The 13,368-nt window shown below is 29.7% G+C and carries 15 protein-coding genes and 1 other RNA gene; 7 read left to right on the top strand and 9 right to left on the bottom strand.

What is annotated here, in order from left to right; all coding sequences use genetic code 11:
- The first annotated feature begins 53 nt into the window (after positions 1-53).
- Together kdsA and ACYX4H_RS00820 are read left to right on the top strand one after the other, a co-directional pair.
- Complete coding sequence (kdsA, locus tag ACYX4H_RS00815) at positions 54-872, top strand: 3-deoxy-8-phosphooctulonate synthase (protein ID WP_476237331.1); 819 nt, start codon at positions 54-56, stop codon at positions 870-872.
- A 94-nt stretch (positions 873-966) separates the two neighbouring features.
- Positions 967-1,812, top strand: a complete 846-nt coding sequence (locus ACYX4H_RS00820; protein ID WP_476237332.1) for a hypothetical protein — start codon at positions 967-969, stop codon at positions 1,810-1,812.
- Here ACYX4H_RS00820 and ACYX4H_RS00825 read toward each other — a convergent pair.
- Entirely contained in the window at positions 1,801-2,184 is a 384-nt protein-coding gene (locus ACYX4H_RS00825; RefSeq protein ID WP_476237333.1) for a DUF1801 domain-containing protein, read from the bottom strand. The two genes, ACYX4H_RS00820 and ACYX4H_RS00825, sit on opposite strands and share 12 nt — an antisense overlap.
- A gap of 97 nt (positions 2,185-2,281) precedes the next feature.
- Here ACYX4H_RS00825 and ACYX4H_RS00830 point away from each other — a divergent pair, with 97 nt between their 5' ends.
- From ACYX4H_RS00830 to ssrA, 5 genes are all read left to right on the top strand, one after another.
- Positions 2,282-2,887, top strand: coding sequence for a hypothetical protein (locus tag ACYX4H_RS00830; protein ID WP_476237334.1), 606 nt, complete (start codon positions 2,282-2,284; stop codon positions 2,885-2,887).
- A gap of 278 nt (positions 2,888-3,165) precedes the next feature.
- Entirely contained in the window at positions 3,166-3,462 is a 297-nt protein-coding gene (locus ACYX4H_RS00835; RefSeq protein ID WP_476237335.1) for a winged helix-turn-helix domain-containing protein, read from the top strand.
- Positions 3,463-3,512: 50 nt separating this feature from the next.
- Positions 3,513-4,886 carry a cell envelope integrity protein CreD gene (gene creD / locus ACYX4H_RS00840; protein WP_476237336.1) on the top strand — a complete coding sequence of 458 codons (1,374 nt, stop codon included), beginning with the start codon at positions 3,513-3,515 and terminating at the stop codon, positions 4,884-4,886.
- A gap of 28 nt (positions 4,887-4,914) precedes the next feature.
- On the top strand, positions 4,915-5,301 hold the full coding sequence (locus tag ACYX4H_RS00845; protein WP_475295296.1) for a ribosomal maturation YjgA family protein: 387 nt from the start codon (positions 4,915-4,917) through the stop codon (positions 5,299-5,301).
- Positions 5,302-5,450: 149 nt separating this feature from the next.
- Positions 5,451-5,846: a transfer-messenger RNA gene (gene ssrA, locus ACYX4H_RS00850) on the top strand.
- A gap of 209 nt (positions 5,847-6,055) precedes the next feature.
- Here ssrA and ACYX4H_RS00855 read toward each other — a convergent pair.
- The 8 genes from ACYX4H_RS00855 to ACYX4H_RS00890 form a co-directional block, all read right to left on the bottom strand.
- Complete coding sequence (locus tag ACYX4H_RS00855; RefSeq protein WP_476237337.1) at positions 6,056-6,733, bottom strand: response regulator; 678 nt, start codon at positions 6,731-6,733, stop codon at positions 6,056-6,058.
- 8 nt (positions 6,734-6,741) lie between these two features.
- Positions 6,742-8,727: an ATP-binding protein gene (locus ACYX4H_RS00860; protein ID WP_476237338.1), complete on the bottom strand. Its 1,986-nt coding sequence runs from the start codon at positions 8,725-8,727 to the stop codon at positions 6,742-6,744.
- Positions 8,728-8,837: 110 nt separating this feature from the next.
- The gene (locus tag ACYX4H_RS00865) at positions 8,838-10,649 is read right to left on the bottom strand and encodes a hypothetical protein (RefSeq protein WP_476237339.1); all 1,812 of its coding nucleotides are present in this window, start codon (positions 10,647-10,649) and stop codon (positions 8,838-8,840) included.
- Positions 10,650-10,815: 166 nt separating this feature from the next.
- Positions 10,816-11,091, bottom strand: coding sequence for a hypothetical protein (locus tag ACYX4H_RS00870; protein WP_475295300.1), 276 nt, complete (start codon positions 11,089-11,091; stop codon positions 10,816-10,818).
- A gap of 178 nt (positions 11,092-11,269) precedes the next feature.
- Positions 11,270-11,665: a rhodanese-like domain-containing protein gene (locus tag ACYX4H_RS00875; RefSeq protein WP_476237340.1), complete on the bottom strand. Its 396-nt coding sequence runs from the start codon at positions 11,663-11,665 to the stop codon at positions 11,270-11,272.
- A gap of 3 nt (positions 11,666-11,668) precedes the next feature.
- Positions 11,669-11,986, bottom strand: a complete 318-nt coding sequence (locus ACYX4H_RS00880) for a rhodanese-like domain-containing protein (protein ID WP_476237341.1) — start codon at positions 11,984-11,986, stop codon at positions 11,669-11,671.
- A 103-nt stretch (positions 11,987-12,089) separates the two neighbouring features.
- Positions 12,090-12,710: a thioredoxin family protein gene (locus ACYX4H_RS00885; protein WP_476237342.1), complete on the bottom strand. Its 621-nt coding sequence runs from the start codon at positions 12,708-12,710 to the stop codon at positions 12,090-12,092.
- A 10-nt stretch (positions 12,711-12,720) separates the two neighbouring features.
- Entirely contained in the window at positions 12,721-13,260 is a 540-nt protein-coding gene (locus tag ACYX4H_RS00890) for a TlpA disulfide reductase family protein (RefSeq protein ID WP_476237343.1), read from the bottom strand.
- Between the last annotated feature and the right edge of the window lie 108 nt (positions 13,261-13,368).

Below are 13,368 nucleotides of genomic sequence, written 5' to 3' on the forward strand. Positions count from 1 at the left end.
AAATTATATTACAAAGTAGTATATTTGTGGCCTAAAATTATCAAAAAACGTTTATGAAACTTCAAGATATACCAAAATTAAAACACACCAATTCTAACAACTTTTTCTTGCTATGTGGCCCTTGTGCTATTGAAGGCGAAGATATGGCTTTAAGAATTGCCGAAAAAGTTGTTGAAATAACAAATAAACTTGAAATTCCGTATGTTTTTAAAGGAAGTTTTAAAAAAGCAAACCGAAGCCGCATAGATAGTTTTACAGGTATTGGTAATGAAAAAGCCTTAAAAATACTTAAAAAAGTATCTGATACTTTTGATATTCCTACCGTTACCGATATACATGAAGTTTCTGATGCCAATTTTGCTGCACAATATGTTGATGTTTTACAAATTCCTGCGTTTTTAGTGCGCCAAACAGATTTGGTTGTGGCTGCAGCTAAAACTGGTAAAGTTGTAAACCTTAAAAAGGGTCAATTTATGAGTCCGGAAGCCATGAAACACGCCGTACAAAAGGTTAAAGATTCTGGCAGTAATAAAGCTTGGATAACAGACCGCGGTACTATGTTTGGCTACCAAGACATGATTGTAGATTTTAGAGGCATACCAACAATGCGCCAATTTGCTCCAACAGTTTTAGATGTAACACACTCATTACAACAACCAAACCAAAGCGCTGGCGTTACAGGCGGAAGACCAGATATGATTGAAACTATAGCACGCGCTGGTGTAGTTAATAATGTTGATGGTTTATTTATTGAAACACATTTTAACCCTGCAAACGCAAAAAGTGATGGCGCTAATATGTTGCATTTAGATAATTTAGAAAAATTACTAACAAACCTTGTAGCTATTAGAAAAACCATAGTTAATCTTTAATTGTAGTTTTAATAACCATAACTTAAAAACACAAGTAAACATTTTAAACCAAATTATTGCTTAATTCGTGAATGCTACTTTTACAAGAAAATTCATGAACATTAAGCATATTTGTTTGTTTACAGCATTAGTTTTTACCAGTATAGGTGTTTCACAAAAAACCAATACCAATTTAGAATTTAGCACCTCAAAAAAAGGAAAGTTTTATGTGTATTGGGGTTGGAACAGAGCCAACTACACTAAAAGTGATATTACCTTTGAAGGACCAGACCATAATTTTACTTTAAAAAATGTTGTTGCGCATGATAACCCACAAAATAAATTTGGTTTTAAAGAACATTTAAATCCGGCACGGGTTACTGTACCACAAACAAACTTCAGAATTGGTTATTTTTTTAATGATGTTTACAGCATTTCCTTTGGTTTTGACCACATGAAATACGTGGTTGATAGCCAACAAAACGTTACTATTAATGGCTTTATTGATGATAATAGCAACTTTAAAGGCACTTATAACAATGAAACCATAACTATTAATGACGATTTTTTACAATTTGAATATACTGATGGTTTAAACTACATAAATTTTGAATTAAATAGGTTTGATCATTTGAAGTTTATAAAAACTAATCCTGAAAAAATATATATCAACACAGTTATTGGCGTAGGCACAGGCGTTATGTTTCCAAGAACCAATGCTACATTTTTAGGCAGACCAAAAAATGATAAGTTTTCAATTTCTGGTTTTGGTACTTCTATTAAAACAGGTTTAAATATTACATTTTTAAAGCACTTTTTTGTACAAACCGAAGTTAAGAGTGGTTACGTAAATATGCTAAACTCAAAAACTACTAGCAACTCTAATGATAAAGCAAAGCATCACTTTTTTTATTTACAACGCAATATTGTTTTTGGTGGTAGGTTTACATTATTTAAGTAATATGCCAAGGTTTTTTTGTGATTCAGCTATTTTGGCAGCCGCTAAAAGTAGCTTCTCAAAATGTTCTTGCTTTAAATCTTCAAGGTTTTTTAATTGAATAGATCTTACTTGTTTTCGGTTAGCATCATTCTTTAATTCAGGAAAATCTTTTTCTAATAAAACGCCATGTACAAAAGCAACATCAACATAATCTTTCCCTTTTAATACATTTAAGTAAAGCATTGGTTTTTTACCAATATTATAAAACGGTATTTTATAACTGTAACGCTCAATTACATTTGGCAAGGTTTTTAAAATAACACTTCTAACATATAGCATTATAGATTGAAATGGTTCTTTTTGATTAAAAAAATAAGCATCAACAGGTTTCAATTTTATTAGTTTTTCATAGTTAACTTCAAACTTAACAAAAATTTATGAGCGTTATATCATTTTAATTTATTTACTTTGCAAATCAAAGTACTTTAATATGGAGTCTAAAGATTATTTAAAAGATATTGGTGAAATTAAAGATTTAATGAATAAATCTTCAAGATTTATATCATTAAGCGGTTTATCTGGTATTTTGGCCGGTACGTATGCTTTAATTGGCAGTGCAATAGCATATTGGCTTGTAAATCAGTACAGCAACGGTATTCTAATTTTAAATGGTTGGGTATTTAATTATTGCTTACTAACACTTGCTTTGGTAGCTTTTTTTAGTATTGTTACTGGTATTTTACTAACTACTAAAAAAGCAAAAAAACAACACATTAGCACATGGAATAGTACATCTAAACGATTAGTTTTAAATTTTTTAATACCATTAGTTACTGGCGGACTGTATATTTTAATTATTCTAAGCCAAGGAAAGTACGGGCAAGCGGGTGCTTTAATGCTAATTTTTTATGGTTTAGCCTTAATAAACGCATCAAAATATAGTATTGGAAACATTAGGTTTCTTGGTATTATACAAGTTATTTTAGGCTTAATTGGGGCTATTAAACCTGGGTATGGTTTTTGGCTTTGGGTACTAGGTTTTGGTATAATGCATATTGTTTACGGCACTTGGATGTATTTTAAATATGATAAATAAATTATTAATGGATACTGTTTATTATATATTTTATATTGTTGGTGGTTATAGTATATTATTTTTAACACCTACATTATTATCATACTTTTCATTAATTATAATTAAACAATATAAACCACCATTAAAGTATTACACTATGGCAATAATGCCTGCATTTGTATATTCATTATTTATGGAAGCTAGATTTACATTCTATTTAATTAATGTTCTAATATTCATTCTACTATTTTACTTTTCAAATGTAAAAACAATAAATATTTACTTCCGAAGGAAATAATATGAGCATAATTAATAACATAAATAAATTATTTGACCACAGGATAAGACTTGGCATCATGTCTATTTTAATGGTGAATGAGTATGCCGATTTTAATACGCTAAAAGAACTTTTAGGCGCTACTGATGGTAATTTAGCTAGCCACACAAAAGCACTTGAAAAAGCAGAATACATAACCATTGAAAAGCAATTTATAGGAAGAAAACCTAACACGCGTTATTACACAACTAAATTAGGTAAAGCAGCATTTAAAAAACATATTGAAGCGTTAGAAAAAATAATAAAGAATCAAACATAAATTTTTTTACAACTACACTTTGAAATTCAAAGTACTTTAAATAAACATCTATGAACACATCAAAAAAAGAACCACAAAACAAGTTTGTGCATTGGCTAAAAACATCAATTACAGCACGTATGATAATGATTGGCTTTTTAACCCTTTCATTATTAATTCCGTTGTCTTTTATTCAAAACTTAATACAAGAACGCGCGCACAGACAAAATGAAGCCTTAAGTAAAATAAATAACCAATGGGGAAAAGAAATTTTAATGTACGGTCCCATTTTAAAAATACCTTACAAGGTGTATAAAGAAAAAATAATTACAGATAAAAACACAAAAAAAACATATACAGAAACCTACAGCGAAACTAAAGTTGCTTACTTTTTTCCTGAGCAATTACATGTAAATACAATTATAAACCCTGAACCAAAAAAAAGAGGCATTTACACTACAGCCGTATACAATTCTAATTTAAAAATTGATGGTAATTTTGTGAAACCAGATTTCTCTGAAATAGGTATTGATAATGATAATGTTTTATGGAACAAGGCTAAATTAATTATTAAAACATCAAACGTAAAGGGCATTAATACGGCAAATTTGCAGGTAAACAGCACGTCGCAAAGTTTAACATCAAAATACAATGCCAAAAAAAATTATGGGGCTAATATTTATAACCTACATAGTTTAGAAACTAAAAACATATCTGTAAATACAATAAATACGAAACCTTTACATTTTACTTTAGAATTTAGCATTAAAGGTAGCGAACAAATTAGTTTTGTGCCTGTGGGTAAAACTACACAAGCCAATATAAAATCTAATTGGAAAGACGCCAATTTTGTTGGTGAGTTTTTGCCATACAATAATGATAAAATAACGAATAATGGTTTTGATGCGAAGTGGAAAATTTTAGATATTAACAGACCATTTTCTCAGCATCATTTTAATAATTTACCACAATTAAACGACTTTGCTTTTGGGGTAAACTTTATGATTCCGGTAGATGAATACCAAAAGAGTGAGCGCTCATCTAAATACGGTTTTTTGGTTATTAGCTTAACTTTTTTAATTTTCTTTTTAATACAATCTTTAAGCAAAATACATATTCATCCGTTTCAGTATTTAATGATTGGTTTGGCACTTACCATGTTTTACACATTGCTGGTATCAATATCTGAACACAGTAACTTTTTAAAAGCCTATGTAATTGCTGCAACTTCTGTAATTGTACTTATTAGTTTATACTCTAAAACCATTTTGAAAAAAATAAAATTCCCGCTATTTATTGGCACATCTTTAACTGCTTTGTACACGTTTATTTATGTAATTATACAGTTAGAAAATTATGCTTTATTAGTTGGCAGTATTGGTCTGTTTATAATATTGGCTATTGTAATGTTTGCTTCTAAAAAAATAGATTGGAGTAACGGATAGATAATGAACTGCTTTAAATTGTAACAACATGTATTTAAAACATACTTATATTATTTGGACTTTAATATTATTTGTAACCGAAGTGCTTATAGCTTACTTTTTAAAAACGGGCTTTATTAGGCATACCTTTGGTGACTATTTAGTGGTTATACTGGTTTATTGTTTTGTAAAATGCTTTTACAGCAAGTACAACAACATAATTGCTTTGTGTGTATTAGCCTTTTCGTTTTTTGTTGAATTTCTCCAATTAATACGTATTGTAGATATTTTTGAAATTAAAAATAATATTGTAAAAATTATTATAGGAACTACGTTTCAATTATCAGATTTAGTGGCGTATACTTTGGGTATTTGTACTGTTTTAATTTTAGAAAATAGAAAAGCTATTTGGAATAATTTTTGTTATATTAATTAATGGCTGCGTTTTACCTATTACAAAAGTTTTGGTACATTTGCTGCCCGCGTTAAGGATTGAAACGGCATCCTTTTGCTTTTTTTGCAAAAGATATAGTGGAAAGCCTGACCCGATAGGGTAACGCCCAAAATGAAAATTTACTATTTAATGGGGTCGACTGGTTTTGACAGCGAGATTAATTAAACGGTAAGCACGTGGTGTAAGGACTTTGATACACCTTAAAGGCTAAGTCAAACTTTAAACGGCGAAAATAATTACGCTTTAGCTGCTTAATAACTGAATTATAGTAAGTTCAAGCCACGGCGCACAAGGTGCGCAAGCTAAATGTCTCCGGAAAGCCTTGGTTTATGGCGTTCTTTTTTGAGGCATCGTAAAAATAAACTAAGGTGTTATTTTGCTTTGATGTAACACCAAGATTTAAAAGCTAAGTTTTAAGTGGGTTGTTTTTTGCCAGCTTATTACCTAAAATTAAGTTAAAACTAAACGTGTAGAAAGCCCTTTGGTTACTTGTTTGGACCCGAGTTCGAATCTCGGCGACTCCACAATAAAAAAGAGAACAATTTATTTTTGTTCTCTTTTTTTTGTTTTTACACCAATTAACATTTGTTAATATCCATTGAAAATATAAGGAAAACCCCTTAACATAAATTAAGCTTTGGTTGTACTTTTGTAGGGCTATTAATTATTATCATAAGGGCAAAAAAATGAGCTCTAAACATTGAGAGGTTTAGAGCTTAATTTTGCTCTGTTTTTTTTAGATAAAACCCTGCTCTTCGGCTACTTTAAATAGTACTCTATCACTTTTACCATCTACTCTAAATTTTTCTTTTAGTATGCGTTTTCTGCGTTCTATGGCTGCCATTGATAGGTTTAAAATTTCAGGTAACTCATTCATTCTGGCTCCTTTTGAGAGTTCTAACAGCATAACTCTATCTGTAGTATCAAGCACTATATCATTAGTTGTTTTTTTACGTAAAAACTTTATTACGGTTTTACAATAATACGGCGGGTCTTGTATAACGGTTTCAATGGCTTGAGTTAAAATTTCTGGGGTTAAATCGGTTTTTATTAAAAACCCGTCTGGATTAATATTTTTTAATATACTATTAAGTCTTGTATTTTTTGTGTAGGTTGTGGCCACTATAATTTTGGCATTTGGTATTTGTTTGCGTATTATAATGCCTAAATCTTCACCAGACACTATTTTACCATCTATTGATGGTGGTACGCTAATATCTAAAAACACCAAACTAGCATTAGTACATTTTGCTAGTTGTTGTATTTTTTGGTTGGCTTCATCACAATTATTGGCTGCTTGTGTGTTAAAAATATAATTTACATTTGTTTTTGCTAAATGTTTTATAGCGCTATGATAGGCTTTTACTATTAACGGATGATCATCTATTATTAAAACATTTAATGTTTGTGCCATAATTATATTTATATTGAAACTGTTACTAATATGGTTGTACCTTTACCTGGTTTAGATTTAACGCAAAACGTACCATGCTGCTTTAAAATTCTATTTTCCATGTTTTTAAGCCCTATACCTTGTTTTGTTTTTGTGGTTACAAACCCTTTACCATCATCATTAATACTTAAGCTTAAAACTTTAGAGGCTTCTCTAAATGTAAGAAATATATTGTTAGCTTCAGAATGTTTTACCACATTTAAAATAGCTTCTTGTATTACTCTGTAAAGAGATATTTTAATTTTATCAGAAATATTGCCCCAGTTAATTGTGTCATCAAAATGAATAGAGTAATTAAAACCATGCGCTTTACTTTGATTAGATATGTAGTCTTCTACTATAGATGTAAAATCTTTACTAGATTTTAAAATGTTATTTTGAAGCGCATGCGAAATACCTCTAATTTCCTTTTCAATTTCATGAAGTTCATTTAAATAAAACTTATATTCAGTTTGATCTTCTTCATCACCATTGAGGTTTAAAAACCCCATACCTACTCTAGCACCAAATAACTTGCCTAAAATACCATCATGCAGTTCTTTTGAAATTCTATGGCGCTCTTGTTTTCTAACTTCCTCTAAATTTGAATGTTGTTTTAAAAGTAAATCGTAAATTTCTTGATTTGCTTTTTCTTGGTTTTTATCAAACAACAATTCTTTATTTTTAATACGCTGTTGTCTTATAAAGTATAGCAGTATTAACAAAATAATAGCAATAGCTGAAAATACTGTTATTAATATATTTTGCTTTGTTAATCGTTTGGTTTTTTTAATATACGTATCAGTTTCAAAAGCAATACGGTTAAACTTATTTCTTATGCTACGCTCTTCGGTTTGTAAACTATCATTTAATTGAATATAGGTTTCTAAATACTTAGTGCTTTTTGTTTTATCTAATTTTGAAAGAAGTTTTAATGCTTCTAACCTATCTTCATTATCAAAAATTTTTACAGCCAAATTTTCGGCTTCTGTGGCAAGTTTTATAGCTTTTAAAGTATCGGTTTTATATGAATAAAATTCTGCTAAATGTATTTTACTTAGCACAATACCCGAAATTCTGTTAACACTATCTCTAATTTTTAACGCTTTTAACAAATTAGTTTCAACACCAGTAGTGTCTTTATTTAATAATTTAGTGTAGTACAAATTATCAATAATTCTGGCGTACCTAGTAGGATCATAACTTTGTAATAACGTAGCGTTTAATGCTTGTTTGTAATTATAAATTGCTCTATTATAATTACCCATTTCTCTGTAAACGTTACCCATATTGTTAAAACTTGTAATTTTGTAAAGCTGCTCTCTGTTAGATTTTTTTAAATACTCTAAAGCTTTATTATGGTATGCTAAAGATTTATCAAACTCTTTTAGCTTGTAAAAAATTACGCCAAGTAAATTATAACTTAAATATAAAGAGGTGTATTTATTTTGCTTTTCAAATACTTTTATGGCGTCAAATATTAGCTTTTCGCAACCTGTAAAATCTCTAATATTATTTTTAACAACTGCCATAGAATATAAAGTTTTTGCGGCTTTGTATTCACTATTAGAGGCATCAAAAAACTTTTTAGCTAAATTGAAAGCATAAAACGCACTATCTAGTTGTTCTTTTGAAAAGTAGTAGTTTCCTTTGGCGCAATAATATTCTGCAATACCAAAAGAGTCTTTTATTTTTTTTGAAAGCTGCAACCTTTCAGCATTAACTTGTTTAAAAAACACTGAATCTTTTAGCTTGTAGGCTCTGTAAACAATAGTATCTAAATACTTATTTTTGAGTGCATTATTTTTTTGAAAACGTAAAAGCTTATGTGCTTTTTTTAAGTGTAATATTTTTTGGTTGTAATTTTTTGAAGTATTTCTAGCTAAATCAATATACACAGAAACACTGTCTGTTTTTGATATAATATCTTTTGAAAGTTTATGTTTTTCACAAGTAAAAAGTACAAGTGATAACACACACACAAACCATATTTTTAAGCCAATATTTACCAAATAACAATTCAAACACAACTAATTTAAGGTAATAAGTATTACAAAGTAATTACACATTATGATAGTAGCATGTGTTATTCAACACACTTTAATTTATCAATAAAAAACGCTTTATAATTAATATTTGTAATTTCTTTTGCGCCCTTGGTACCTTTTAAAACAATAGATTTTATAGGAGATTTTTGTAATGTTTCCACATAGTTGTGAGCTAATTTCCCTTTAAACTCAAACCCGCTACAACTGGTACCATATGTGTGATATAACACAACCGAATTACCATTTTCTAATAAAATTTTAACGTAAGTGTTTTTGTTAGAAAAACCACTAACACAACCAATATTGATGTTTGAAGTTAAGAACAAATCAATTCTTTTTCCTTTTTTATAAAGTTCAGCTTTTAAATCGTCGTGAATTTTATAAGCTTTAGTCATGATCACCTTTTCTTGATAAAGATTATCAAATTCATTCATAACATAATGGCAAGCGCTTCTATATTTCTGAAGTTCTAATTCTTTAATATTTATTTTTTTGCTATTATTTTTTTCTTCAGCCTCAGCCTTAGCCATAGCTTCTAAACGTTTTTTTTCTCTTAAAGCTTCTGCTTTTTTTATAGCTCTTTCTCTAATTAAAGCCTGTTTTTTTCTTTCAAACTCTTTTACCCTAGCCACTGAATCTAAACGACGTTTTGTTTTCAATGCTTCTGCTCGTTTTCTTGCTGCTTCTTTTTCTAAAACTATACGTTTGCGTTCGGCGGCTTCTTCTTTGGCTATGGAATCTAAACGGCGTTGTTGTTTTAATGCTTCTAAACGTTTTCTTTCTGCTTCTTGTTCTAATGCTATACGCTTGCGTTCGGCGGCTTCTACTTTGGCTATGGAATCTAAACGACGTTGTTGTTTTAATGCTTCTGCTCGCTTTCTTGCTTCTTCTTGTTCTAATGCTATACGCTTCCGTTCGGCGGCTTCTACTTTAGCTATGGAATCTAAACGGCGTTGTTGTTTTAATGCTTCTAAACGTTTTCTTTCTGCTTCTTGTTCTAATGCTATACGCTTCCGTTCGGCGGCTTCTACTTTGGCTATGGAATCTAAACGACGTTTTGTTTTTAACGCTTCTAAACGTTTTCTTGCTGCTTCTTGTTCCAAAGCTATACGTTTGCGTTCGGCGGCTTCTACTTTAGCTATGGAATCTAAACGGCGTTTTGTTTTTAACGCTTCTAAACGTTTTCTTTCTGCTTCTTGTTCTAATTCTATACGTTTGTGTTCGGCTGCTTCTACTTTAGCTATAGAATCTAAACGGCGTTGTTGTTTTAACGCTTCTGCTCGTTTTCTTGCTGCTTCTTGTTCCAAAGCTATACGTTTGCGTTCGGCGGCTTCTACTTTGGCTATGGAATCTAAGCGCCGTTGTTGTTTTAACGCTTCTGCTTGCTTTCTTGCTTCTTCTTGTTCTAATGCTATACGCTTCCGTTCGGCGGCTTCTACTTTGGCTATGGAATCTAAACGGCGTTGTTGTCCAATCTTATCTTTATTAACTATTTGGTATAACCTCCGTTTACGCGCCTCTTCCTCTTTTAATCTTCGTTGGTGTTCTTTCTCTTGAAATTCAAAATACAAATCATCTATCGCATCATTAACTTCTAAATCTTCAATGGTTACTAAACCCGTCCAATCTTTAAATTGTATTTTATAATTATCATTGCCTAAATAGGCAATTACAGTACATTTTTGTCCTTCTTTAAAACTTGCTATAGGATTTTTTAATTGATTTACGACTTCATCAAGGCTTTTAAATAATTTTCCTTCTTGTGAAAAGCGTGTAGGTATACTCGCTTCTTGTGCAAAAGATATTGCACAAAAAAACAGTAAAATATAAATGTATAAATGCTTTACCATAAATATAAATAAACGCTTATTGCTTTTAACATGCGCTTACAGATTTTACTTTTAATAGATTTAGGGTTGTGAAATTACAAGTTTCATTACAAATAAAGTAAATAAACTTGTAATAAAAAACCCATATGTAATTATATGGGTTTTAATTTATAAAATTGCTAATAAATTAGCTAACTTTTTGACTTTGTTTTAGTTTCATTTTTTCTAATAACATAAGTTCATGCTGAATTTCTTCTTTGCGTTGGTTGAACTTGCGTAATTTTTCATCTCTAATTTTTTGATTAGCTATAAGGCGTTGCTTTTTTAGCTCATCTTTTTCTTCTTGAATTTTTAAATTCCTTTTTTGTTTAATTTTTTCTTGGACTACAGATAAATACGCAAAACCGTACATGCTTAAAAACAGTAGTGCTATTATCCCCAAAATAATATAACCGTTATCCATGATTTAAAATGCTATAATTAATTGTTAAGTGAATTATTTTCTAAGATTTTTAACAAAATCCTAATCACTTATAAATTTATAAAATATAGCTGTTTAAGTAAAATAAAAAAGGTGAATTACCTAAAAAATTGGCTAAAAGTAATTTAAAAATTATGGTGTAATTTTTGTGGTATTATTTTTACTTCACAACATTGTGTTTTTTACCTTTCCAATTTAAAAAACCTCCGTATAAATTATATATTTCATTAAATCCGGCTGCTTTAAAAACGTCTGTACTTTTAGCACTTCGCCTACCAGATTTACAATAAATATAAACAGGTTTTGTTTTATCTAAAACTTCAATATTTTGCTTAAAATTATCTGATAAAAAATCAATATTTTTTGAGTTCGCAATATGCCCTTCATTAAACTCTTTTGGTGTTCTTACGTCAATTAATTGAATAGTTTCAGTGTTTAAAATTTCAACTAATTCTTCGGCAGTTATATTTTCATAACCGTTTTGGGCTTTTATATTTTCACAATTAAAAAATAAAACGCACAAGGTTAAAAAAATTATTTTCTGAAAATGTTTCATAGTTTAATTAGCTTCAACCACATCACCTGTCCATTCTAACATGCCACCTTCTAAATTATAGGCATTTTCAAAGCCCATTTCTTCCATAATAGCACATGCTTGTCCGCTTCTATTTCCAGATCTACAATACACATAGTAATTTTTACTTTTATCTAGTTTATCTAAGGCATCAATAAATGCATCACCTAAATAAAAATCTATATGTTTAGCGTTTTCTATAATACCTTCAGCAACTTCGGCATCAGTTCTTACATCTAAAACAACAGCATTATCATCTTTTGCTAATTGTTCTACCCATTCTTCTTGTGTTAAATCTTCCATTTTTAAATATTTTGTAAACAAAATTAGTATTTATATATTTTATAGACGAAAAAAATCTGAAGCATTACACCTCAGATTTCAAAAAAAAACATTTGTTTTTCTGTTATACTTTTATTGTGCAACCAATGGCTTTTGTTTCTTTTTCTGGCACCTCTTTTGAGTTAATTAAAGCATCAACTGCGTTTTCAACATATTTGGTAGTTACGGCTTCGGCACTTTTGTAATTATCATCAATAGCACCAATATATTTAACTATATTACCAATTCCTGTTTTTTGCAAAACGAAAACATGTGGTGTTTTTGTGGCACCAAATTTTGGGTAAATTTCTTGATTTTCGTCAATTAAATAAGGGAATGTAAACCCTTTTTCTTCAGCACGCTTTTTCATTGCCTGTAAATTATCACCAGGCATTACTTTTGTGTTGTTAGGCATAATGGCAATTACAGGGTAGCCTTTAGCAGCATATTTTTTATCTAAAGCTATTATTCTATCTTCATACATTACTGCGTATGGGCACGTGTTGCAGGTAAAAGTGACAATAAAACCTTTAGCGTCTTTGTAATTTGATAATGACACCTTTTTACCATCAATGTTTTTTAGTGAAAAATCTTCAGCAATATCACCTATTTTATAACCTTCTGTGGCATTATTAGAGGGTAAAGTTAACACTACCGAAATTACTGATACGAAAGCTAACGTTAATAATTTAATTGTTGTACTCATTGTTTTTTGTTTAAAATTTTTGGAGGTTGGTTTCTAATTCTTGGTAAGTAAATGACTGTTCATAAAAACTACGTTTATTGTTTTTATATATAATGGTTGCTGGTATAGAACCAGACCAGTTTTTGCTAATTTTTGGTATCCAACTGTTAGAATTGGCATCATCTAAAACCACAACTTTACTCTTTAAATTATGTGCTTTTATAAATGGTTTTAGTTTGGTTTCATATTGGTGCGGAAAATCTAAACTCACCAAAATTACTTCCACATTTTTATTACTGTAATTGGCTTGTAATGTTTCAAAATAAGGTAACTCTTTTACACATGGTGCACACCAAGTAGCCCAAAAATTTACAACATATGTTTTACCATCATTTTTATGCAAAAGTGGTTTTAAGCCTTCATAATCATAAATTTCTAAATCAATATCTTGAGTTTCCTCAACTGTTTTACTTTGTGTTGCATCATCAATTTTAGCCATAGTTTTTTCTTTCACTTTGTTGTTGCAACTAAATAAAATTACAGCTAATAAAATGGTGGCGCTTATTTTCATTTTTAAAATGCTTTCTATTTTTACATTATCATATTCCTATTTACGCATAAAAATAGCAAATAGATTTTTTAACTATCAACCAATTAACAATCTTTTAATTAAAAATTT

Source organism: Seonamhaeicola sp. ABD4_340 (genome assembly GCF_056312135.1).

Bases quoted from the DNA above. Each gene is read 5' to 3' on its own strand.
- kdsA (WP_476237331.1), top strand. From the start codon at position 54: ATGAAACTTCAAGATATACCAAAATTAAAACACACCAATTCTAACAAC.
- creD (WP_476237336.1), top strand. From the start codon at position 3,513: ATGAACACATCAAAAAAAGAACCACAAAACAAGTTTGTGCATTGGCTA.
- ACYX4H_RS00835 (WP_476237335.1), top strand. From the start codon at position 3,166: ATGAGCATAATTAATAACATAAATAAATTATTTGACCACAGGATAAGA.
- ACYX4H_RS00870 (WP_475295300.1), bottom strand. From the start codon at position 11,091: ATGGATAACGGTTATATTATTTTGGGGATAATAGCACTACTGTTTTTA.
- ACYX4H_RS00885 (WP_476237342.1), bottom strand. From the start codon at position 12,710: ATGAGTACAACAATTAAATTATTAACGTTAGCTTTCGTATCAGTAATT.
- ACYX4H_RS00820 (WP_476237332.1), top strand. From the start codon at position 967: ATGAACATTAAGCATATTTGTTTGTTTACAGCATTAGTTTTTACCAGT.
- ACYX4H_RS00855 (WP_476237337.1), bottom strand. From the start codon at position 6,733: ATGGCACAAACATTAAATGTTTTAATAATAGATGATCATCCGTTAATA.
- ACYX4H_RS00875 (WP_476237340.1), bottom strand. From the start codon at position 11,665: ATGAAACATTTTCAGAAAATAATTTTTTTAACCTTGTGCGTTTTATTT.
- ACYX4H_RS00865 (WP_476237339.1), bottom strand. From the start codon at position 10,649: ATGGTAAAGCATTTATACATTTATATTTTACTGTTTTTTTGTGCAATA.
- ACYX4H_RS00845 (WP_475295296.1), top strand. From the start codon at position 4,915: ATGTATTTAAAACATACTTATATTATTTGGACTTTAATATTATTTGTA.
- ACYX4H_RS00880 (WP_476237341.1), bottom strand. From the start codon at position 11,986: ATGGAAGATTTAACACAAGAAGAATGGGTAGAACAATTAGCAAAAGAT.
- ACYX4H_RS00890 (WP_476237343.1), bottom strand. From the start codon at position 13,260: ATGAAAATAAGCGCCACCATTTTATTAGCTGTAATTTTATTTAGTTGC.
- ACYX4H_RS00830 (WP_476237334.1), top strand. From the start codon at position 2,282: ATGGAGTCTAAAGATTATTTAAAAGATATTGGTGAAATTAAAGATTTA.